A 21,915-nucleotide genomic window follows, 5' to 3' on the forward strand; every position below is an offset into this window, starting at 1 on the left:
GTGATTGATGATGTGATAGTCACGCAAGTTATTATAAGGACGAAAAAAAGCCAGTTCCCCAGCTTCAGCCGCCCAGGCTGCAGAGCAGTTTGCGCAATAAGCGTTCGAACTCCTGCTTTTCCGCGGCGTCGAAATCCGACCACAGCTCCCGGTGACATTCGCGGGAGACGGGTAGCAGCGATTCGACGAGTTGCACGCCCCCCGGCGTCAACTCCAGCAGGATCTTGCGTCGGTCTTCCGCGCTGGGCGAGCGGGCCGCCCAGCCGTTTTTGACCAGTTCGTCGGCGATGCGCGTGGCGTTGGTGCGCGATGAATCCAGCGTGTCGCTGATTTCAGACGGGTAGAGCGCCTGTTGCGGACAGGCGTACAGCGCCAGCAGGGCCATCCACACCGTCTCGTTGAGGCCGTGATGCTTCAGCTTGTCGCACAGGTGGGCGGACAGCCGCGGCAGGATGTGGTACAGCAAGCGCGCCAGAATGACTTCCTGGCGCGGCACGCCGGGAAAACGCGCTTCGATCCGATTGACGGCCTGCTCAAGCGTTTGAAATGACTTGGTTGGATTCATAGCCGTTATTTTAGTAACGGAAGTTACTATTCCGCAAGTGATAATTTTGAAGGCAATGGGCTGGGCAGGGGCGGCCGCATGCAAAAACGCCCAAGGCCAAAGCCCTGGGCGCTGATGGGCGATGCCGGCTAAGGCTAGCCCAGCAGCTGCAGCACCCGCTCCGGCGGACGTCCCACCACGGCGCGATCGCCGCAAACGGCGATAGGACGTTCAATCAGCTTGGGATTGTCTATCATGGCGGTAATCAGGTGTCTGGGTTCCAGCGTGATGTCGTCCAGATAGAGTTCGGCGTACTCCTCCTCTTTCTGGCGGATCAGATCGCGCGGTTCCATATTCAGCAGCGTCAACAGGCGCTCCAGCTCTTCATAGCTGGGCGGGTGCTTCAAATACTCGACGATTTCGATTTCCGCGCCGGCGTTCTCCAGCAGGCTCAGCGCCTCCCTGGATTTGGAACAGCGCGGGTTGTGGTACAGGCGAATCATGCTGGTCTCTCCTTGTTATGGCCGGCGTGGAGTGGATTGATCGTGGCACGAAATCGAAGCCGGCGCCAGCGGCGCGCGCCTGAGCGTAGCGATATCCGGCTATGACGTTTTATTTACATCAGTCCGGTTTGGCAAGTTCCGGCCCAACCGTTACCATGCATTGACTCTCATTGTTATTTATCCGCCATGCATCCCACCACACGCAGCCACTTCGGGCTGGCAATCCTGTTGGCGGCCCTGTCCACGCTGGGGCCGTTTTCGATCGACACCTTCTTGCCGGCGATGAGCGCGATCGGGCAAAGCCTGGCGGTCTCGCCCTTGCAGATGCAGCAGGCGTTGACGGTATATCTATTGTCTTACGCGGTGATGATGTTGTGGCACGGTTCCATCTCGGACGCGGTGGGCCGCCGTCCGGTGGTGCTGGTCACCACCTTGCTGTTCAGCCTGGCGTCGATAGGCTGCGCGCTGTCGGACAGCCTGGGGCAATTGCTGTTGTTCCGCGCGCTGCAGGGCTTTTGCGGCGGCGCCGGCCTGGTGGTGGGGCGGGCCATCATCCGCGACAAGCTGGACGGCGCCGACGCTCAGCGGCTGATGTCGCAGGTGACCATGTTGTTCTCGCTGTCGCCGGCGATTGCGCCGGTGGTGGGCGGCTGGCTGTTCGGCGCCTTCGGCTGGCATTCCATCTTCGTCTTCATGGCGCTGATCGGTCTGGCGCTGTTCCTGATGAGCTGGTTCGCCTTGCCGGAAACCCATCACGAGTCCGCGCGCCAGCCCTTGAAGGTTAAATACCTGTTGGCCAATTACTGGCAGGTGGGGCGCAAGCGCGAGTTCCAGTTGCTGACCGCGGCGGTGTCCTTCAATTTCGCCGGCTTCTTCCTTTACATACCGTCAGCGCCGGTGTTTCTGATGCAGCATCTGCACCTGGGGCCGGAACAGTTTCTATGGATGTTCGGCCCGGCCGTGTCCGGCATCATGCTGGGCGCCTATCTGTCCGGCAAGATGGCCGGACGGGTGGCGCAGAAGGACATCGTGTCGCGCGGCTACGCGGTGATGTTCGTCGCCGCAGGCTGGAATCTGCTGTACAACCTGCTGGCGCCGGAGGCCGCGATGCCGTGGGCGGTATTGCCGTTGGCGTTGTACACCACCGGCATGTCGATCGCTGCGCCGTCCATCACCCTAAACCTGATGGACCAGTTTCCATCGCTGCGCGGCACCGCTTCCTCGCTGCAGGGCTTCTTCCAGACCATGATGTCCAGCGTGGTGGCCGGCCTGATCGCGCCGCTGGTCTGGTCCAGCCCGCTGAGCCTGGCGGCCAGCATGATGGTGATGCTGGTCCTGGGCTTCGTGTTCCGGATGGGGTATAGGCGGCGGGTGACGCGCTAGCGCTCTTTCAGCGCCCAGTTCAATTCATGCAGGCGGCCGGACTGTTGCGCGATCTGGAAACGTTCGCGCAGTAGGGCCAGCGCGATGCCGAGCACCAAGCCGCTGAATAGTCCCACGACGGTGATCAAAGAGCGAATAGGCTTGCTTCTGAGCTCGGGTATTGCGGCGCTGTCCAATATCTGGATTTGTGACGAATCCTTGGCTTCGTCGATTCTGGCCAGTTCATATTGTTTGGCCAGCAGCTCGAAAATCGTCTCCTGGTACTTTACCTCGCGTAGCCGTCTCAGGTATTCCAGCCCGGATTGCGGCATTTTGCCGGTGGGCACCATCACGTCGCCGGCGATTGCAGCGCCGTTTTCCAGTTTGGCCAATTGCGTTTTCAAACCGGCCAGTTCTTGCCGGCTGCGTTGATAGAGCGGGTTCTGTTCGGTGGCGTAGCTGCGCAGGGCCTCTAGTTGCACTTCCTTGGCGGCGATGCTGGCTTTCAGCTGGGTAACGGTGTTCATAATGGCCTGGACCTGACCATCCGGCTGAATCATGCCGGTGCGCTCCTGGGTCTGGCGCAACGCGGTTTCCGCGGTGGCCAATTGCTCCTTGGTCTGTTTTAGCTGGGTCTCGAAAAACAGCCGGCGTTTGGCCGCGTCGGTGACCGCTAGGGATTGATTGAGCCGGATCAATTGGGCGATATAGCCGTTGGCCAGAGCCGCGGCGAATTGGGGATCCTTGTCTTCCACGTTGATGCTGATCAAGCCGTCCTTGCCGCTGTTGAAGGCGCTGGCGCTCTGTAATGCCTTTCTGGTTTCGTCCATCGTTTCCGTGGCGTAGCGCTGTTTCAATTTGAACTGTTGAATTAAATTGTCCGCCACCGTGCGGCTTTGCAGCAGGCCGATATAGAGTTCGCCCGGGTTTTTCAGGCCGGTGATGCCTCCGGCCGCGCCGGCCAGTCCACCCAGTTGGCCCAGCAGCATATTCATGCTCGAGTTTTGCTGCTGGGGCGGCAGGATCTTGGCGGTGGAGGTATATAGCGGCGGCAGCGTCAGGCTCAGGATCAAGGCGCCGCTGCCCAGCGCGATAACGCTGCCGATGACCCAGCGCCTGTGTTTCAGCAAGGTTTTCAGCACGGTGATGAGATCGATGTCATCGGAAGGTACGGTTTGAGCTTCTGCCCTGTCGTGTGTGGACATGTCTGAATCCCGAGTTAAGTGATGAGGCCTTGTCTTATTTCAAGACTTTCAAGCCGGCGGCGCCCAGCCCGAACTGATAGAGAATCGAGGTCCATTCCTTCAGCGACTGAGTCCAGCTGCTGACTACGAGCTCGTCGGGAACGACGATGGTGTCGCCCGGATTGATGCGCTTGCCGCCCAGGCTGTTGAACCAGCCCGCATTATTATTGCTGGCCACGGTGCCATCGGCCCGGATCACATAGGTCGCGGATTTGTCGCCGGTCTGGCTGATGCCGCCGGCCAGGTCCAGATAGTCTTTCACCGAGCGTTGCGGCCTGTAGATGAAGGCATTGCTCTGGTAAACCGAGCCCAGGACATTGACGGTGCCGGGCCGGCGCGGGATGGTGATGGAGTCGCCGTTCTGCAGGGGCAGATCGGGCAGGTCCTTGACTTGGGCGCCGCTGCCGCTCAGCTCCAGCACGACGCGCCCTTCCGCTTTGATGGCGCGCATTTTTTCCGCCAGTTTGCGCTGACGCTCGACTTCCGCGGTAATGGCCGCGACATTGTCTTTATCGGTCTGTTTGGACAGGCGCGCGGCGGAGGCCTGCTCCAGTTCCTTTTCAAAGCGATTGGCCACCTCATCCAGTTTGGCCTGCTGTTCTTTCTTGATGTTCTCGCGCTGTAAATTGGTGGCGAAGACATAGCCGTTTTCCGTGGAGCCGCCCAGGCGCATGACCAGATCGCGCAGGGTCTCGCCTTTTTGCAGCAGGAAGGTGCCGGTTTGTTTCACTTCTCCGCTGACTCGGACGTATTCGGCGTCTTGCTGAATGTTCACCGGCAGCGCGTTGGGTGCGAACACCCGGAAAATATCGCTGGCCGCCAGCTTGAGTTGTCTTAGGGCGACGTTATCAAGGCCGCTTTTCCCATTGGGCGTCTGCCATTGCGGTTCGAAGCGATTGTCTACGCTTTTCTCCAATTGCCAAGCCTTGCCTTCCGCCGCCGATTCCAGGCCGCCGGCCCAATGCAAAAGGTCTGCGACGCTGTCGCCGTCGGCAAACTCATAGATGGCGGGGTGTTTGACGTCGCCCTGCAGGGCGACCCGCTTGCCCGTCGGTCGGATTTGAATCACGTCGCCGTCGCGCAGGGTCAGATCGCTGGACTTGTCCCCATCTACCAGAATCTTGTAAAGATCGAGCTGACCGACCGCCTTGCCGTCGCGCATCAATTGGATATGACGCATCGATCCATTGTCGTTGGGGCCGCCGGCGGCAAACAGCGCGTTCAGCAAGGTGCTCATCCCGCCCAGGGTATAGCTGCCGGGCGCGCGCGCATTGCCGACGACGTATACCTGCACGGCGCGGGTTTGCAGCAGGCTGGCGCTCAGATCGAAGTTGTGGAATACGCGTGAGACGCTTTTTTTCAGCGTGTCTTGCAAATCCCTGAATTTCACGCCGGCCACCGCGATGGCGCCGACTCTGGGCAGATAGACCGTGCCGTTGCGTTCCACGGTCAGGGTCAGGTCGATATCGACCATGCCCCAGCCCTTGACCTGGATCTGATCACCGGCGCCGATCACATAGTCCGGATTGACCTGGGCGGCGCCGCTGGGGGCAAAGGTCGACGGAGGGCTGTCGAACAGGTCCGCGCCAAAGACCGGCAGGATGTTGCCGGTGGCGACTTTCACGTATTCGACGAAGGGTGGCAGTTTCTCTTCTTGCTGCCCATTTTGCAGCGGGTCGCGTTTGTCTTGTTTTGTGCTGGAGGAAGGAGACAATCTGCGTTGCTGCTGCCATTGCGGTTGCGGCGTTTGGGGCGGCCACGCTTGCGGTTGGGCAAGCGGGGCCTGATTGTTGATGCTGGGTTGACCGTACATCATGGGGTCCGGCTCATAGCTGGGCATCATGGTGCTGGAGAAATTGCCGGCGGCGTTTGCGGCCGCGTAGACGGGACTGGCGACGCACAGGGCGATAAGCAGCGGGATCATCTGGCGGCGGAGGCTTGGATAAGCAGTCATGGTCGCGAGCGGATGGGTCATGGGAGGTCGTTTCAATCCAGTGATTTCGAAACTTGAATGCCGGCCTGCTTGGGGCCCAGCATCAGCGAGGTGCGATAACGGGACTCGTCCCGCTGGGCGTGCCAGAGCCAGGCGCCGGAGGCGTAGCCGAGCAGGCTGCCGGCGGCGACGTCGGACAACCAGTGGTCCTTGCCGGCGACGCGGCCGAGCGCGCCGATGGCGGCCAGGCCATACAGCCAGGGCTGGTCGTATTCCTTGGCAAACGGCGTCAGCGCGCCGAACAGCACTGCGGCGTGATTGGAGGTGAAGCTGCTTTGGAAGCGGGAACTGCCCGCCGGCTGCTGTTGCCAAGGGTTATCGCTGGTGTTTGGCCGCGCGCGATTGCCCAAGCTCTTCAGCGCGATGCTGCCGGCGGCGGACAGCGCCGAGGATTCCAGCGCGATCAAGCCGGTGTTGCTCAGCCTGTCGTCGCCCAGCGCGAAAGCGCCGCCCGCCAGACCCAGCACGGCGACAGGCAGGGTCTTGCCAATTTGTTTCCAGCCCTTGAGCAGGCGGTTGTCCTGATGCCGGCCCACCGCCTGGTTCACCGGCTTGTCCAGGGCTATCGCCGCCAGGGTCATGCCGGCAGCAATGGCCACGGCGCCTGGCTTGTCTTCCATGGACGCGAACTGCTTGGAGGAGTCGCTCAGCCGTAGCCGCACCGATGGCCAGGGATGGAAAGACGGAGCGGGCGGGTTGACTTGAGGCAGGTCTTGCTCATCCGGCCGTTCGGCGAAATTGCCCAGGCCGTCGTAGGCGTTCACATCGCTGCGCGGGTCGTTCAGCTGATCGTAGAGGTCTCCGGGGGACATCACCATCTGGCCGACATCTCGCGTCCATGGGGACAGGGCGAAATTGCCCACCGCCTGGGTGTCCAGCGTCAACATGCTGTTCAGCGGGATGGAAATGAACAAGCCCTTGTCCTTATAGGGCGAGCTGGGCAGGCCGGGTGAGGTGATGTCGTTGCCGTTGGTGCTGGTGTACCAGGCGCCGATCTCGATGCCGGAGCGAAAGCGGCGTTTCAGCTCCAGACGGGCGCCGCTGTCTTTGGCGAGAAAGCGGCCCGCCCGCACCGTGGCGGTGACGTTCATCGGCAATTTATAGTGCAGCGAGGCCAGTGCGGTGACTGTCTGGTAATCGCGTTTGCCGAGCCAGCCCTTGAAGTCGCGTTGCTGCAAGGCGTCCACGGCGAGGTCTATCGCCCAGTGGCGGGTTTCGGGGTAATAGATGATCTGGCCGCCGGCGCCGCGGAACATTTCCTCGTAAATGCCGGCGGAGGCGCGGGCATAGGTATTCGGCCCCAGGGTCAGATACTGGTTCAGCAGCAGGCGGTCCAGCTTGGGCGAATTGGTTTTCTTGTATTCGGCCACGTCGGAGCGGACATGAGGCAGCAGGCTGTTGGATGGCTGTTTGACGCCGGAGACCGTGTTGTAGAGATTGGCGCTGAGTGCGCTATTCAGAAACAAGCCGGTTCCCATACGCCGCGTATAGGTGGCGGCGGCGGCGATTTCATAGCGGAAGGCGCCGCTGGGGTCATTGAAGTAAACCCCGGTCTTGGGCACCAGTCGGAAGCGATTGGCCTCGTTGTCCTCGGCGTTAAGCTGGACAATGTCGCCGTCCTTGCCCGCCAAAATCTCCAGGTTGACGCTGTCTTTGATGCTGGCGCTGAGCTGCTGCGCGTCGACTTCCTCCAACTCCAAGTTCTTGCCTGGCGTGATGCTGACGCTTTCCAGAAAGCGTTGGCGATCGATCTTGCCCAGCAGGTAGTCGTTCAAGGTGGACAGCTTGAAAAAACTATAGGTCGCGATTGGCTGTTCCAGCTTGGTGTAGACCACGCGGATGCTGCGCGTTTCAATTGGGGTAAAGTACAACGCGGTGCGAACCGCGCGGCCCACCGCACGGCCCACATTGGAAATTCGGCTATTGTTCAATTCCAGTACGAACTCGTCGCCGCGCATGCTGATGCGGATGTTTTTGAAATCCTGTTTGCTCAAGGCGCTGACAAGGCTGTGGCCATAGGCGCTATTGGCATGCCATTGACGCAAGGTGGGGCGGAGCGGGACTTCGGGGCCACCGCTGAAATAAGCGGGCTCGCTGATTTTGGGAACGAATTCGCGCTCATTCAAGGGGATTTCGATAGAGGCGTTCAGACTGGCATGGGTTTTTTGCTTGGCTAACTGCAGGCCCAGCCAGCCCCATCGGTATTCAATGCCGGCCGCAGGCCCTTTTTTTCTTTGCGAAGCGAAGGTGTCTTTGGAACGAATATCCGATATATAGTGATTCGCGTCGTATTCAGCTACCAGCGACCAGCGGGGGAAGCGTTCCGGCGTCCAGCGCAGGCCGCCGAAAGGGCCTTCGATCCGGCCGGAGCCGACACCCGCCGAGACTTCTAGGTTGGGTCGGAGGCGCTTGCTGGCCACCAGATAATCACCGCGCCATAGGGCGGTGCCGAAAATATCCGTTCGGCCATAGGAGAGCGCGGGCCAAAAGTCGGCCTCTTCAAGCAAACGCCATTTGGTGTCGATGGCTTTGTCTTTATAACTGCCGTAGCCGCCGCCGTATTGCTGATCGTCAAAACCGGCAATGCCGGCAATAGAGATATAACGCCCCGAAATCTGCAGAAAGGGAAGCGCCGTTGCCGAGACCCACAAGGTGCTGTATGGCTTGTCGGAGCTGAAACCAAAGCTTAAGGAGCCATCGCGGCCAAGGTCCGCCGACGGCATATTGATGTAGCCGGATTGGCCATTGAGCGACGGTTGCGCGTAAACCGGCAACAGCAGGCCGCAACTACCCCCGAAAACGATCCCTTTTATCAGAATGCCACGCATGGATTGCTTTATTTAGAGTTATTGATTTGGTCTTGCAAACAACAAATGAATATCAATAAAGAACGTCAAGCTTACGCAGCGTCTATGTCAGACGCAGGCAGAAACACAGGCAGCCTGTTGCGGGCGCAGGCAGGCTGCCTGTTCGGGACGAAGGCCAGTGTCCGGTCAAGCCGCAGTGCATAGGCACGGCGGTTTAATGGTGGGTGGTGGCGGAGTGGGAGGTAGAGGAGTCGCTGTTGCTGGAAACTGCAACCGCTGCGGCGACCGCTGCGCCGATGGCGGCGATGGTGCCTACGCTCAGGCCGGCAATGCCGGCAGTGGTGCCTGCGGCGCCAGCGGCTGCCGCGGAGGTGGTGCCGGCGGCGCTGCTGCCCGCCGCCGAGGTCGCTGCGGCTTCCTCTGCGGCAAACACCGGAGCAGAGAGCAGGCCAGCCAAGGCAAGAATAAAGACTTTCTTCAACATGATAGTGTGCCCTTGTGTATTTGTGCTTCGAAGTTAATCTAAGTGCAACATTTAAAACAGGAAAACTATCAACTTCATAAAATCAATACTGCTTGCCATCAGCATAGTGCAGGACTGTAAGTCTGCAAAGTGACAACTGAGGATTTGTCAACACGACGGGAGTGAGTGTGCCATTAATGTCGCAGCCAGTAGTCGCTGCGCGAGCGATGCGCCTCCAGCACGGTTTGGAAGACTTTGGGATCCTTGGTGTAGGTCATCTCGCCCGCCGTCGGGAAATGCAGATCCTGCAGCCGCGACACCCAGAAGCGCAGCGCCGCGGCGCGCAGCATCAGCGGCCAGGCTTTTTTCTCTTCCGTGGTGAGTTCGCGTTCCGACTGATAGCCGGAGAGCAGCGCGGCGGCGCGCTCGTCGTCTATGCCGTGGTCCGCTTTGCGGGCCCAGTCGTTGACGGCGATGGCCAGGTCGTAGAGCAGCACGTCGTTGCAGGCGTAGTAAAAGTCGATAAAGCCGGCGATGCGGTCGCCGTCCAGCAGCACATTGTCGCGGAATAGATCCGCGTGGATCACGCCGGAGGGCAGGTGATCGAAGCGGTGGCTGTCCTGGAGTTGCACCTCTTCGCGCAGCAAGGCGGCGGCGTCTTCGTCCATGCGAGGGTAGACCTGGAGCGCGGTTTCGCTCCACCAGCGCGGACCGCGCGGATTGGCCATTTTGCCGGGGAAGGTGGCGCCGGCGATATGCATTTGCGCCAGCATTTCTCCTACGGCGCGACATTGCGCCGGGGTGGGCTGCGCGACGTCGGCGCCGTCCAGGCAACTGACCAGGCAGGCCGGCTTGCCGGCCAGCATCGAGGCGAACTGGTCGGTGTTGTCGGCCACCGGCGCCGGGCAGGCCACGCCGTGGCGCGCCAGGTGGCTCATCAGCGTCAGGTAATAAGGCAGTTCCTGCAGCTTCAGCGCTTCGAACAGCGTCAGCACATAGCGGCCGTGCGTGGTGGTGAGGAAGTAATTGGTATTGGTGATGCCGGAGGCAATGCCCTTCAAGTCCAGCAACTGGCCCAAGGTGTAGCGCTTGAGCCATTCCTGCATCTGGTCATGGCTGACCGTGGTGTAAACCGACATAGTGGCCCTCTCAGAACCGGATCAGCACCCAGCGCGGGATGATGATGCGGTTGGCGGGGTCGATCTGCTTCATGGTGCCGGAGCCGTTGTCGTCCATCAGGTAATAGGGCACGCCGTGCGACGGCGTCACCTTGACCATATAGAGGTGGCCGTTGAGCCGGTATTCTTCGATCTTCTCCTCGCCCTTCTGGATGATGCGCACCTCCGGTTCCGCGGTGGCGGCGTTTTGTTCGCTGATCGTCGGCGGCGGCGGCACCGGGGTCTTGGCGGGAGGGGGCGTATCGGCCCAGGCGGCTGTCAATGGCAGCAGGGCGAGGGCGGCGAGCAGGCGGCGCATGGCGTGGTCCTTGATTGTCATCAGTTTTAAAGGTGCAGCAGTTGTTCGCGCTCTTCCGGCAGCGCTTCAAAACCGCGGGTTTCGTAATGTTTGAAGATAGTTTCGACGATTTGCCGCGGATCGTCGATCAGTTGGATCAGATTCATGTCTTCGGGATTGATCATGCCTTCGCTGATCAGCCTGTCCTTGACCCAGTCCAGCAGGCCCTCCCAGAACTCGCGGCAGCACAGGATGATGGGGATCTTGCGGCTCTTGCCGGTCTGTATCAGCGTCAGGGCCTCGAACATTTCGTCCAGGGTGCCGAAGCCGCCCGGCATCACCACGTAGGCGATAGCGTGCTTGACGAACATGACCTTGCGGCTGAAGAAGTGGTTGAACTTGATGCTCAGGTCTTGGTATTCATTGGGTTTTTGTTCGTGCGGCAGCACGATATTCAGCGCCACCGACGGGCTTCTGCCGTAGAATGCCCCTTTATTGGCGGCCTCCATGATGCCGGGGCCGCCCCCGGAAACAACGGAGAAGCCGGAGTCCGACAGCAGACGCGCGACTTCTTCGGTCAATTTGTAATACTTGTGGTCGCGCGGCGTGCGCGCGCTGCCAAAGATGCTCACCGCCGGCATGATGCCTTGCAAGGCTTCCGCCGAATCGACAAACTCCGACATGATCTTCATCACATGCCAGGCTTCGCGGGAACGGAAACGCTGCATCATCGCGTGACGATCGCTGGTTTGCGGTAATTTATCGGACAAGCTCATATTCTGCCTCTTTTTATGAAAACACTGTTATTGATCGACGGCTCTTCTTATTTGTACCGCGCCTTTCACGCGATGCCCGATTTGCGTTCTCCGGATGGCCGCCCGGTGGGGGCTGTCTATGGCATGGTGAACATGCTCAGGCGGCTGGAGAAGGAAGTGCAGTTCGATTATAGCGCCTGCGTTTTCGACGCCAAAGGCAAGACATTTCGCGACGACCTTTACCCCGAGTACAAGGCCAATCGCCCGTCGATGCCGGAGGAACTCGCCTCCCAGATTACGGCGGTCCATGAGGTGGTGCAAGCCTCGGGCTGGCCGATGCTGGTGGTGCCGGGCGTGGAGGCTGACGATGTGATCGGCACGCTGGCGCGCGCCGGCGCGGCCGCTGGCATGCGGGTGGTCATCTCCACCGGCGACAAGGATATGGCGCAGTTGGTGGACGGACAGGTGTCCATCGTCAACACCATGACCAATGAAACCTTCGATCGCGACGGGGTCAAGGACAAGTTCGGCGTGCCGCCGGAATTGATCGTCGACTATCTGACCCTGATCGGCGACAAGGTGGACAATGTGCCGGGCGTGGACAAGTGCGGGCCCAAGACCGCGGTCAAGTGGCTGGAGCAGTACGGCAGCCTGGACGCCGTCATCGCCCAGGCGGCGGAAGTGGGCGGCAAGGTGGGCGAGAACCTGCGCGCGGCGCTGGATTGGCTGCCCAAGGGCCGCGAGCTGATCACCATCAAGTGCGATGTGGATCTGAACGCGGACATGCCCTATGGCCTGGACAGCCTGCAGCACGGCCTCAAGGACAAGCCGCGTCTGGCCGAGCTGTATCAGGGCTTGGGCTTCCGCACCTTTTACCGCGAGGTGACCGAGGGCGAGGAGATGCCGGCGGTGGCGCAGACCGCGGGCGGAACCCAGGGCGACGATCTGTTCGCCATCGAGGCCGCGCAGGACAGCCCGGCTCTGCCGGAAACGGCGGCGGAGCGGCGCTATGAAACCATTCTGGAGGCCGCGCAGCTGGACGCCTGGCTGGCCAAGCTGGCCGCGGCGGATGTGGTGTCGCTGGACACGGAAACCACCAGCCTGGACCAGATGCAGGCGCGCATCATCGGCGTCAGCTTCTCGGTGCGCTCCGGCGAAGCCGCCTATCTGCCGTTGGGCCATCATTACGCCGGCGCGCCCGAGCAGTTGGACCTGGAGCGGAGCCTGGCCAAACTCAAGCCTTGGCTGGAAGACGCCGGCAAGAAAAAGTGCGGCCAGAACCTGAAGTACGACCGCCATGTGTTCGCCAACCACGGCATCCGCTTGGCCGGAGTGGTCGACGATTCCCTGCTGGCGTCCTATGTGGTGGAAAGCCATGAACGCCACAATATGGACGATCTGGCGCGCCGCCATCTGGGCGAATCCACGGTCAGCTACGAGGAGATCTGCGGCAAGGGCGCCAAGCAGATCGGCTTCGGCGAGGTGGACATCGACACCGCCGCCAATTACGCGGCGGAGGACGCCGACATCACGCTGCGCTTGAATCAATATTTCTCCGGCCTGCTGAACGGCCGCTTGCGCGAGGTCTACCGGGACATTGAGCTGCCGGTGGCCGAGGTGCTGTTCGCGATGGAGCGCCACGGGGTGCTGATAGACCGCGAGCGTCTGGCGACGCAGAGCCATCAGTTGGGCACCGAAATGCTGAAGCTGGAAAACCAGGCCTACGATCTGGCCCGCCAGCCTTTCAATCTGAATTCGCCCAAGCAGTTGCAGGAAATCCTGTTCGGCAAGCTGGGCATTCCCACCAAGGGCGTGAAGAAGACCCCGTCCGGCGGCTACTCCACCGATGAATCGGTGCTGGAGACGCTGGCGTTGGAGCACCCGCTGCCCAAATGCATTCTGGCGTACCGCGGCCTGGCCAAGCTCAAGTCCACCTACACCGACAAATTGCCGCAGCTGATCAATGCGGCCACCGGCCGCGTGCACACCAATTACGCGCAGGCGGTGGCGATCACCGGGCGTTTGGCCAGCTCGGATCCCAATCTGCAGAACATTCCGGTGCGCACCTCGGAAGGGCGTCGCGTGCGCGAGGCCTTCATCGCGCCGCCTGGGCATGTGATCGTCAGCGCCGATTATTCGCAGATCGAGCTGCGCATCATGGCGCATCTGTCCGACGACGCCGGCATGCTGCGGGCCTTCGCCAGCGGCGAGGACATCCATCGCGCCACCGCCGCCGAGGTGTTCGGCGTCGAGCTGTCCCAGGTCAGCGCCGATCAGCGCCGCGCCGCCAAGGCGATCAACTTCGGCCTGATCTACGGCATGAGCGCCTTCGGTCTGGCCGCGCAGCTGGACATCGAGCGCAGCGCCGCCCAGCAATACATCGACCGTTATTTCATGCGCTACCCGGGCGTGGCCGAGTATATGCAGACCACGCGCGAGACCGCGCGCGAGCAAGGCTATGTCGAAACCGTGTTCGGCCGTCGCCTGTATCTGCCGGAAATCAAGTTGTCCAATCCGGCGCGCCGCGCCGGCGCCGAGCGTGCGGCGATCAACGCGCCGATGCAGGGCACGGCGGCGGATCTGATCAAGCTGGCGATGATTGCGACGCAGGACTGGCTGCAGGGCGAGGGCCTGGGCAGCAAGCTGATCATGCAGGTGCATGACGAACTGGTGCTGGAAGTGCCGGACGCCGAGCTGGAGTTGGTCAAACGCCGCTTGCCCGAGATCATGGCCGGCGTGGCCAAGCTCAAGGTGCCCTTGCTGGCGGAAGTGGGCGCGGGGGAAAGTTGGGAAAGCGCGCACTGAGCCAGCTTTGCGTCGCCATCTGAAAGCCAGCCGCTCAGGCTGGCTTTTTTCATGCCTGTGTCGTTTTCCTGGTCCTGGTCTAAATGCTTGGCCAGACGGGCGTCGGCGGGAACAAGATCGGTTTCGTCCGCCTCGCTTTGCTTAATATATTACCCAGGTGCCCAATGAGACGGGGAGCCTGCGATGCGAACTCAGACCGGTTTCACCCTGATTGAGGCCATGACGGTTCTGGCGATCATGCTGCTCTGTCTGGCGATCGCCGCGCCGGGACTGGGCCGTTTATTGTCGACGCAGCAATTGCGCAGCCATGCCCAGGCAATGGCCAATCTATTGCACTTTGCCCGTAGCGAGGCGCTGAGGAGCAAGCGGCCGGTATATGTGTGCGCGGCCAATCTGAAGCGCAATCTGCAATTGCAAGGCTGCGCCAAGCAGCGGCAGGTGTGGGACCGCGGCGCGTTGGCGTATGCGGATAAAGGGGGCGGCGCCCAGGCCGGCTACGACAGCCAGGAGCGTTTGCATCTGCTGGTGTTCGCCGTGGGCAAGGTCAGGATGCGCGCGGAAGGGGATCAGCTGCAATTCATGCCGAACGGGCGGCTGGCGCGCGGCCAGAGCGCGCGCCTGTTGCTGGAAAGCCCGCGCGCCGGCGTGTGCTTGACGCTGACGGTCAGCGCTCATGGCCGGGCGGAAGTCGGCAGGGCGGATCATGACTGCCCGGCCTGAGCCCGCCGTGCGCGGTGGCGCCTTGCTGGAAACCATGCTGGCCTTGTTCTTGGTCATGGTGTCGATGCTGGCGCTGTCCTCGGTGCAATTGCGCGCTCTGCTGCATGGCCGCGACGCCTTGTTGCGGGCGGAGGCGATCGCGGCGGCGCTCGAACTGGGGGAGGCGGCGCTGCTGTGGCCGGAGACGGCGGCGGAGCAAGCGTCGTCGCAAGCTCAGGCGGATTGGGCGCGTTTGCGGCAGCGGCTGGAAGGCTTGGAAGGAGCGATAGAGGCGAGCTCATGCCGCGGCGCGCTGGACGCGATGACGGCGCTTTGCGAGCAGCAGGGCGCCGTTGCCTATGTGAGGCTGACTTGGACCGGCATGTCGGCCGGAGACGGCGCCGGTCGTTTTGAGCGTCGTTACGCGCTGGCCTTGGACGAGCCTTGACCGTGGCGGCCCGCGCGCGCGTCCAGGGCTTCTCCCTGGTGGAAATGATGGTGGCGACGAGCATGGGGCTGCTGGTGTTGGCGCTGGCCTTGCAGGGGGCGTTGACGATGCAGGGCAGCTTGCGCGTGTTGGAGAACGGTTTGCGTCAACATCAGGATGGACAGTTCGCGCTGGCGCAATTGGCGGAAAGCTGGCGCAAGCATGGACGTTTCGCTTGCGCGCAGGCGATGGAGTCGCCGGGGCGAGGGTTCGAGGCGCCGGAAGGCATGCGCTTTCGCTACGGGGTTGGCGCGGCGGCGGCCTTGCTGGCGGAGGACGCGACGCGGACCACGTTGAGTTGGCAAGGCGAGGTGGATTGGGAAGAGGCGGCGCTGGTCAGTTGTTCCAGCCTGAGGCTGTTGAAGCGGGGCGAGCCGGGGCTGGAATGGCGACGGGAGGCCGGCGCGCATGTGCTGACCTGGCCGGGGGCGGTGAGGGCCGGGCTCTTGAGGGGCGCGGACATCGCCTCCTTGGAGGTCTTGGCCATCGCCTCGCAGCGTTACGTTCTGCGTCGCGAGGGTGACGATGGCGACGCGCTGTGGTTGGAGGAAAGCCTGCCCGGTAGGGCGGCGGAGCCGCCGCAATTGCTGGCGACGGGCGTGGTGGCGTTGAGGCAGCGCCTTGGCGTTCGCAGCGGGTGTCGACCATTGGCGCTGGCCTGGAGGGAGGGGCCGGAGCAATTGGCCGCGGAGGATTGGAAGCGGCTGTCGCGGGTGGAACTGGCGCTTGAGTTGCAAGCGGGCGGCCGCCGGCGGAGCTGGTCCACGGTGGTGGCGCTGACGCCGGCCCTGCCGTGCGCGCTGGAGCCGGGCGGATGAGGGCCCGGCGGCGCGGAGCGGTGTTGTGGCTGATTCTGCCGCTGCTCAGTCTGCTGACGGTGTTGGCCATGGGCAGCGCGCGCTCGGTGGCGGTGGAGCAGCGCGCCACGCGCAATCTGGCGGAGGAGCGCGCATTGAGGCTGGCGGCTTTGCAGGCGTTGCGGGCGGCGGAACGGCGGACCTTGGATTTGAACCTCCGTTTCGAGGACGCTCTGGCGAGCGAAGCCGGCATTCCCTGGCAAGGAGACGCCCGCGGCCTGGGCTGGTTCATGCCGGATTGCCTGTCCGCCGTCGCCGGCGTCGGATACGGCTTGTGCGCGACCGAGCCCGATGTGTGGCGGCGCAGCGCCCAGATCAACGGGGCGAGATGGCCGCTCTTGCATCCTTGCGGCCCCAGCCGCGGCTTGGAGGTGACGTCCGGCCGTCCGCCGGCGTCCTGCTTGCCGGCGCGGCCGCGCGCAGGGCAGCGCTGGAGTTCGCCGCGTTATGTGCTGGAATTGCTCAATCCGGCGTTCCGGATCGCCGGCGTGGACGGCCGTTTGTATCGAGTCAGCGTGAGGGTCTGGGGTGAGAGCGAGCGCGACATGCTGACCGTGCAGAGTTGGTTCTGGGCCGGGGCGGGTGCGCAGGCCGGCCGCGGCGGGCGTTTGAATTGGCGTTTGCCGGAGGAGGCGCAATGAGGACGCAAGCGGGCATGAGTTTGCTGGAGTTGCTGACGGCGATGGCGGTGGCGGCCATTCTAGCCGCGATGGCCTGGCCGGCCTATCAGCAGCAGATATTGCGCGGGCAGTTGGCGGAGGCGCGCGCGGCGCTATTGGAGAATCTGCATTTCATCCAGCGCTGGCATCTCGAAAACCGCTCGGGATCCACGGCATGGCCGCCTCTGCCGCGATCCGCCACCCGCGATTTCGACATTCGGCTGGGCAGCGTCAGCCTGGGCTCGGACAGTGCCGGACAAGCCAGTTTCCGTTTGCTGGCCAAGCCCAGGGCCGGCCACCGTTTGGCCGGCCGCTTGCAGCTGAGCCTGGATCAGGACGGCAATCTGGCGCAATGCGGGCCGGAGGAGTCCGGCCCGCAGTCGTGTCGGGCCTGGGGAGATTAAGCGCCGTCGGCCGTTGCCGGCAGCTGGATCTTGCGGCAGCCTTGCGCCAGCACGCGGCCGCCGCGAGTGGTCAGGCGCGCTTGCTCGTCCAGCAGCGACCAGATCAGTTGTTGGCTGACGTAACGCTCGCCCTGGGCGACCTTGGCCGGCGTCAGCCGGTAGCGGTGATGGTTCCAGTTCAGCTGGATGGCGGCGCCGCTTTGCTGCCGCGGATACTCCACCACCACCATTTTGCTGCCGTTGCAGCGGTATTTGACGGTTTGCATGGCCGTGTCGGCGGAGGCCGACGCGGCGCAGGACGCGCTCAGCAGCGTTGCGCAGAGCAACGCTGGTTTCCATGCCTTCATGCTCCCTCCTTTTCCCTCCATGGGGCGACTTTCAGCAACAACACCATGCCGGGCAGCGCCAGCGCGGTGCACAACAGGAAAAAACTGGTCCAGCCTATGGCGTCGATGATGTAGCCGGTGGAGGCGTTGGCCAGGGTGCGCGGCACCGCCGCCAGACTGGTGAACAAGGCGAACTGGGTGGCGGTGTAGGCCGGGTGGGTGCTCTTGGCGATGAAGGCGACGAAGGCCGCGGTGCCAAGACCCACGCCCAGCGCCTCGAAGCCGATGACCACGGCCAGCATGCTCAGTTCATGCGCGCCGATGGAGGCGAAGCGGCCGTAGCTGGCCAGCCAGGCGAAGCCCAGGATGGACAGCACCTGCACCACGCCGAAGGCCCACAGCGCCCGGTTGATGCCCAGCTTGATCATCCACAGGCCGCCGAGCAGGCCGCCTATCACCGCCGGCCACAGCGCCGCGTGCTTGGCCACCAGGCCGATCTGGGATTTGGCGTAACCCATGTCCATGTAGAAGGGGGTGGCCAGCGAGGTGGCCATGCTGTCGCCCAGCTTGTACAGGAAGATGAAGCCCAGAATCCAGGCTGCGCCCTGCCAGCCCTGGCGGGTGATGAATTCATGGAAGGGTTCGACCACGGCTTCGCGCAGGGTCTTGGGCGCTTGACCGGCGAGCTTGGGCTCGCTGACTCGCAGCGTCATCAGCAGGCCGGGGATCATGAACAGCGCGGTGATCAGGAAGACTCGGTCCCAGGAGATGTGATCGGCCAGGATCAGCGACAGCGAACCCGGAACCAGGCCGGCCAAGCGGTAGGCGTTGATGTGCACGGTATTGCCGAGGCCCAGTTCGTTGTCGCTGAGGATCTCGCGGCGATAGGCGTCCAGCACGATGTCCTGGCTGGCGGAGAAGAAGGCCACGCCCACCGCCAGCGCGGCGATGCTCCAGATGTGCTGGGCCGGGTTGAACAGGCCGAAGCCGGCCATGGTGACGATCAGCGCCAGCTGGGTCAGCAGCATCCAGCCGCGACGGCGGCCCAGCAGCGGCGGCACGTAGCGGTCCATCAAGGGGGACCACAGGAATTTCCAGGTATAGGGCAGGCCGATCAGCGCGAACAGACCAATGGCCTTGAGGTCGACGCCTTCGCTGCGCAGCCAGGCGGGAAGCAGATTGATCAGGGTGTACAGCGGAAGACCGGAGGCGAAGCCGGTGAAGACGCAGATCAGCATCGTGCGCGAAAAGACGTCGCGCCGCCAGTCTATGGTTGTGTTGCTCATGGGCAGGCCAGTTTCTACGGATCGCGCGGCGAGACGAGCCCGCCGCTTGTTGTTATTGGCGCGCCACCCGGTAGAAGGCCAGGCTGCCGCGCAGATTGGGCATGAAAGTCACCCGTTTGACCCCGTTCATCACCACGCGTTCCACCACGCGCAGCCGATTCTTGGCGCACAGCGCTTCGAAGTCGCCGAGCATGCACCAGTGAATGTTGGGCGTATCGTACCACTGGTAGGGAATGGTGTCGGAGACCGGCATGTGGCCTTGCAGGATCTGCCAGCGGTTTTCCCAGTAGCCGAAGTTGGGAAACGTGACGATGGCTTCGCGGCCGACGCGCAGCATCTCGTTCAGGATCTGCTCGGTTTCGCGCATCGCCTGTATGGTTTGCGACAGCACCACGTGGTCGAAGGCGTCGCTGTCGAATTCGGCCAGACCGGTTTCCAGATCGCCTTGCAGCGCGTTGACGCCGGCGTTTACGCATTTGACGACATTGCCGACATCCAGGTCCACGCCGTAGCCGACCACCTGTTTGTTGCGGCCCAGCCAGGACAGCAGCGCGCCGTCGCCGCAGCCCAGGTCCAGCACGCGGCTGTCGGGCGCGATCCAGTCGGCGATCAGACGCAGGTCGGCGCGCAAGGGCGCCGTGGTTTGCGGAGCGTTCATGCTTGCACCTCCCGCGCCACGCGGTCGAGGTAGGCGCGCATCAATTGGACATAGGGCTCGTCGGTCATCAAGAAGGCGTCGTGGCCGTGGACGGATTCGATCTCGGCGTAGGACACAGGCCGGTTGGCGGCCACCAGCGCCTTGACGGTTTCGCGCGAGCGCTCCGGGGAGAAGCGCCAGTCGCTGGTGAAGCTGGCCACCAGAAAGCGGGCGCTGGCCTTTTTCAGCGCGGCGACGAGATCGCCGCCGAAGTCCTTGGCCGGATCGAAGTAGTCCAGCGCCTTGGTCATCAGCAGATAGGTGTTGGCGTCGAAGGCGTCGGAGAACTTGTCGCCCTGATAGCGCAGATAGGATTCGATCTCGAACTCCACGTCGTAGCCGAAGCGGTACTCGCCGGAGCGCAGCATGCGGCCGAATTTCTCGCCCATGCCGTCGTCGGACAGATAGGTGATGTGGCCGAGCATGCGCGCGAGCCGCAGGCCGCGCCGCGGCAGCGCGTCGTGGGCGTAGAAATCGCCGCCGTGGAATTCGGGATCGGTGATGATGGCCTGGCGCGCCACATCGTTGAAGGCGATGTTCTGCGCCGACAATTTGGGCGCGGAGGCGATCAGCAACGCGTGGGCGATGCGCTCCGGGTAGTCGATGCTCCACTGCATGGCCTGCATGCCGCCCAGGCTGCCGCCTATCACCGCCGCCCAGCGTTCCACGCCCAGCCGGTCCGCCAGCCGCGCCTGGCTGGTGACCCAGTCTGACACGGTGACGACGGGAAAGCCGGAACCCCAGGGCCGGCCGGTGGCCGGATTGACGCTGGACGGGCCGGTGCTGCCGTGGCAGCCACCCAGATTGTTGACGCCCACCACGAAGAAGCGGCGGGTGTCTATGGGCTTGCCGGGGCCCACCATATTGTCCCACCAGCCGGCGGCCTTGTCGTCCGCCTGGTGCCGGCCGGCCACGTGATGATGGCCGGACAAGGCGTGACAGATCAGGATGGCGTTGCTTTTGGCGGCGTTGAGTTCGCCGTAGGTTTCGAAGCGCAGCTGATAGCCGGGCAGGACGGCGCCGCTGTTCAGCGGCAAGGGGGTATCGAACACGGCGGTTTGGGCCGTGACGATGCCGACGGAGTCGTGGAGGTCGGACATGGTGACTTGAGTGCCTCTTTTGCTATTTTCGGCATGCGCGGCGAGCCGGGGCCGGCTGCGCGCATGCTGTCGCTCCGCCGGCGGCCGGTCCATGCCGGCCATTCTCTGTCGCGGAGCCTCCTGTAGGCTACAGCCAGGACTTTAGCATGTCTTTTGCCGCCGGCGACAGCCGTCTTGCCAGCTGGGGCGGCGCGCCGGATAATCGGGCGACTTTCTTCCGCTGGCCCGCCATGTTCGGTCGTCTCTTCAAGTTTTTCGTATTGTGCGGCGTTTTGCTGATGCTGGCGCGCTGGCTGCTCAACCGGCGCCAGCGGCAGAGCCTGCACGAGCTGTTCAGCACCTTGGCGCTGGCGCTGCTGCTCAGCGCCGGGCTGTTTTCGCTGCTGTATCTATTGGGCTGGCATCGTCTTTAAGAGCGGTGCCGCCGCGTCCATCCTTGATCCCGCTCAGCGCTTCCGGGCGGCCTGCTTGCTAGACTGCCCGGTTTTGGGCTTTGTTTGGCGATGGACCTGACCCGGCATCTGCATACCTTTGGCTATTATCTGAAACGCCGCTTCGGCGAGCCGGTGCATAAATTGTCGCTGGCCGGCGATTTCACCTGCCCCAACCGCGACGGCACGCTGGGGCGCGGCGGCTGCACCTTTTGCAATGTGCGCAGTTTCGGCCGCGACCCGGCCGCCTTGTCTATCAGCGAGCAGTTGGCGCGGGAGAAGGAGAAGACCGACCGCGCGCGGCGCTACCTCGCCTATTTCCAGGCTTATACCAGCACTTATGCCGAAACCGAGCTGCTGCGCCGGCTGTACGACGAGGCGCTGGCAGGCGCCGATGTGGTGGGGCTGTGCGTCGGCACCCGGCCGGATTGCGTGCCGGACGCCGCGCTGGCCCTGCTGGCGGAATATCAGGACCAAGGCGGCGAGGTGTGGCTGGAACTGGGCTTGCAGACCGCGCATGACCAGACCCAGGCCTTGATCCGGCGCGGCCACGGCCTGGCCGAATATCGCGACGCGGTGCGACGCGCGCGCCGGCACGGGCTCAAGATTTGCACCCATCTGATCGCCGGACTGCCCGGCGAGGACGCCGCCGCCGTCCACGCCTCGCTGGACACGGTATTGGATATCGGCGTGGAAGGGCTGAAACTGCATCCGCTGATGGTGGTGCGCGGATCGCGGATGGCGGCGCAATACCGGCGCGGCGAAGTGACGCCGTGGAGCCTGGACGACTACGCCGAGCTGGCGGCCAGCCTGATCCGCCGCACGCCGCCGCAGGTGGTCTACCATCGGGTGTCGGCCACCGCGCAAGCGCCCACCTTGATCGCGCCGGACTGGTGCGGGCCGCGCTGGACCGCCTTGCAGGCCATAGGCCGGCGCCTGGCGCGCGACGGCGGCCAGGGCAGCGCCTTGGGTCAGGCCTGGCGGGCGGGTGCGGAGCCGCTTGCGTAAATTATCGGCGTGGTCGATTGTCAGATTCAG

The 21,915-nt window shown here is 63.1% G+C and carries 22 protein-coding genes; 9 read left to right on the forward strand and 13 right to left on the reverse strand.

The features are described 5' to 3' along the window. Nucleotides 1-64 precede the first annotated feature (64 nt). Nucleotides 65-565, reverse strand: coding sequence for a MarR family transcriptional regulator (locus QUG03_RS03065; RefSeq protein ID WP_043635397.1), 501 nt, complete (start codon nt 563-565; stop codon nt 65-67). A 134-nt stretch (nt 566-699) separates the two neighbouring features. After that, complete coding sequence (gene arsC, locus QUG03_RS03070; protein WP_227105311.1) at nt 700-1,047, reverse strand: arsenate reductase (glutaredoxin); 348 nt, start codon at nt 1,045-1,047, stop codon at nt 700-702. Between the two features lie 186 nt (nt 1,048-1,233). On the opposite strand from arsC, the gene QUG03_RS03075 reads away from it, so the two are divergent. Next, on the forward strand, nt 1,234-2,430 hold the full coding sequence (locus QUG03_RS03075) for a multidrug effflux MFS transporter (protein WP_107800761.1): 1,197 nt from the start codon (nt 1,234-1,236) through the stop codon (nt 2,428-2,430). Here the strand turns inward: QUG03_RS03075 and QUG03_RS03080 are convergent. From QUG03_RS03080 to QUG03_RS03110, 7 genes are all read right to left on the reverse strand, one after another. Next, a complete protein-coding gene (locus QUG03_RS03080; protein ID WP_500819323.1) occupies nt 2,427-3,614 on the reverse strand; it encodes a GumC family protein in 1,188 nt (395 codons plus the stop codon). The two genes, QUG03_RS03075 and QUG03_RS03080, sit on opposite strands and share 4 nt — an antisense overlap. Nucleotides 3,615-3,648: 34 nt before the next feature. Next, entirely contained in the window at nt 3,649-5,577 is a 1,929-nt protein-coding gene (locus QUG03_RS03085; RefSeq protein ID WP_107801994.1) for an SLBB domain-containing protein, read from the reverse strand. 62 nt (nt 5,578-5,639) lie between these two features. Next, entirely contained in the window at nt 5,640-8,474 is a 2,835-nt protein-coding gene (locus QUG03_RS03090) for a YjbH domain-containing protein (RefSeq protein ID WP_500819324.1), read from the reverse strand. A gap of 193 nt (nt 8,475-8,667) precedes the next feature. Further along, nucleotides 8,668-8,937, reverse strand: coding sequence for a hypothetical protein (locus QUG03_RS03095; protein WP_019101144.1), 270 nt, complete (start codon nt 8,935-8,937; stop codon nt 8,668-8,670). A gap of 173 nt (nt 8,938-9,110) precedes the next feature. Further along, complete coding sequence (gene thrB / locus QUG03_RS03100) at nt 9,111-10,055, reverse strand: homoserine kinase (protein ID WP_500819325.1); 945 nt, start codon at nt 10,053-10,055, stop codon at nt 9,111-9,113. Between the two features lie 10 nt (nt 10,056-10,065). Further along, nucleotides 10,066-10,413: a DUF2782 domain-containing protein gene (locus QUG03_RS03105; protein WP_253314188.1), complete on the reverse strand. Its 348-nt coding sequence runs from the start codon at nt 10,411-10,413 to the stop codon at nt 10,066-10,068. Between the two features lie 5 nt (nt 10,414-10,418). After that, nucleotides 10,419-11,147 carry an LOG family protein gene (locus tag QUG03_RS03110; RefSeq protein WP_048413174.1) on the reverse strand — a complete coding sequence of 243 codons (729 nt, stop codon included), beginning with the start codon at nt 11,145-11,147 and terminating at the stop codon, nt 10,419-10,421. A gap of 15 nt (nt 11,148-11,162) precedes the next feature. Here QUG03_RS03110 and polA point away from each other — a divergent pair, with 15 nt between their 5' ends. From polA to QUG03_RS03140, 6 genes are all read left to right on the forward strand, one after another. Further along, nucleotides 11,163-13,931 (forward strand): DNA polymerase I, encoded by a 2,769-nt coding sequence (gene polA, locus QUG03_RS03115; RefSeq protein ID WP_235086152.1) that lies wholly within the window; start codon nt 11,163-11,165, stop codon nt 13,929-13,931. A gap of 183 nt (nt 13,932-14,114) precedes the next feature. Further along, nucleotides 14,115-14,651 (forward strand): GspH/FimT family pseudopilin, encoded by a 537-nt coding sequence (locus QUG03_RS03120; RefSeq protein ID WP_500819326.1) that lies wholly within the window; start codon nt 14,115-14,117, stop codon nt 14,649-14,651. Next, a complete protein-coding gene (locus QUG03_RS03125) occupies nt 14,635-15,078 on the forward strand; it encodes a hypothetical protein (RefSeq protein ID WP_474454731.1) in 444 nt (147 codons plus the stop codon). Before QUG03_RS03120 ends, QUG03_RS03125 begins: the two co-directional genes overlap by 17 nt. A gap of 2 nt (nt 15,079-15,080) precedes the next feature. After that, nucleotides 15,081-15,935 (forward strand): PilW family protein, encoded by an 855-nt coding sequence (locus QUG03_RS03130; protein WP_500819327.1) that lies wholly within the window; start codon nt 15,081-15,083, stop codon nt 15,933-15,935. A gap of 23 nt (nt 15,936-15,958) precedes the next feature. Further along, on the forward strand, nt 15,959-16,615 hold the full coding sequence (locus QUG03_RS03135; protein WP_500819328.1) for a hypothetical protein: 657 nt from the start codon (nt 15,959-15,961) through the stop codon (nt 16,613-16,615). Then, on the forward strand, nt 16,612-17,037 hold the full coding sequence (locus QUG03_RS03140) for a type IV pilin protein (RefSeq protein ID WP_500819329.1): 426 nt from the start codon (nt 16,612-16,614) through the stop codon (nt 17,035-17,037). The genes QUG03_RS03135 and QUG03_RS03140 overlap by 4 nt, the downstream gene beginning before the upstream one ends. Here QUG03_RS03140 and QUG03_RS03145 read toward each other — a convergent pair. The 4 genes from QUG03_RS03145 to metX are packed head-to-tail and all read right to left on the reverse strand — an operon-like array spanning nt 17,034 to nt 20,446. Beyond that, nucleotides 17,034-17,384 carry an MliC family protein gene (locus QUG03_RS03145; protein ID WP_500819330.1) on the reverse strand — a complete coding sequence of 117 codons (351 nt, stop codon included), beginning with the start codon at nt 17,382-17,384 and terminating at the stop codon, nt 17,034-17,036. The genes QUG03_RS03140 and QUG03_RS03145 overlap by 4 nt on opposite strands. After that, nucleotides 17,381-18,649 (reverse strand): AmpG family muropeptide MFS transporter, encoded by a 1,269-nt coding sequence (locus QUG03_RS03150; RefSeq protein WP_486635972.1) that lies wholly within the window; start codon nt 18,647-18,649, stop codon nt 17,381-17,383. Before QUG03_RS03150 ends, QUG03_RS03145 begins: the two co-directional genes overlap by 4 nt. A 52-nt stretch (nt 18,650-18,701) precedes the next feature. Continuing rightward, nucleotides 18,702-19,307 carry a methionine biosynthesis protein MetW gene (metW, locus tag QUG03_RS03155; protein WP_227105300.1) on the reverse strand — a complete coding sequence of 202 codons (606 nt, stop codon included), beginning with the start codon at nt 19,305-19,307 and terminating at the stop codon, nt 18,702-18,704. Continuing rightward, nucleotides 19,304-20,446 (reverse strand): homoserine O-succinyltransferase MetX, encoded by a 1,143-nt coding sequence (gene metX / locus QUG03_RS03160; protein ID WP_500819331.1) that lies wholly within the window; start codon nt 20,444-20,446, stop codon nt 19,304-19,306. Before metX ends, metW begins: the two co-directional genes overlap by 4 nt. Nucleotides 20,447-20,676: 230 nt before the next feature. Here metX and QUG03_RS03165 point away from each other — a divergent pair, with 230 nt between their 5' ends. Both QUG03_RS03165 and mnmL read left to right on the forward strand, forming a co-directional pair. Further along, nucleotides 20,677-20,859, forward strand: coding sequence for a protein MIGRI (locus QUG03_RS03165; RefSeq protein ID WP_048413183.1), 183 nt, complete (start codon nt 20,677-20,679; stop codon nt 20,857-20,859). A gap of 90 nt (nt 20,860-20,949) precedes the next feature. Further along, nucleotides 20,950-21,885 carry a tRNA modification radical SAM protein MnmL/YtqA gene (gene mnmL, locus QUG03_RS03170; protein ID WP_500819332.1) on the forward strand — a complete coding sequence of 312 codons (936 nt, stop codon included), beginning with the start codon at nt 20,950-20,952 and terminating at the stop codon, nt 21,883-21,885. Nucleotides 21,886-21,915: the final 30 nt, after the last annotated feature.

It is taken from the genome of Chromobacterium sp. CCUG 30098 (genome assembly GCF_059916605.1).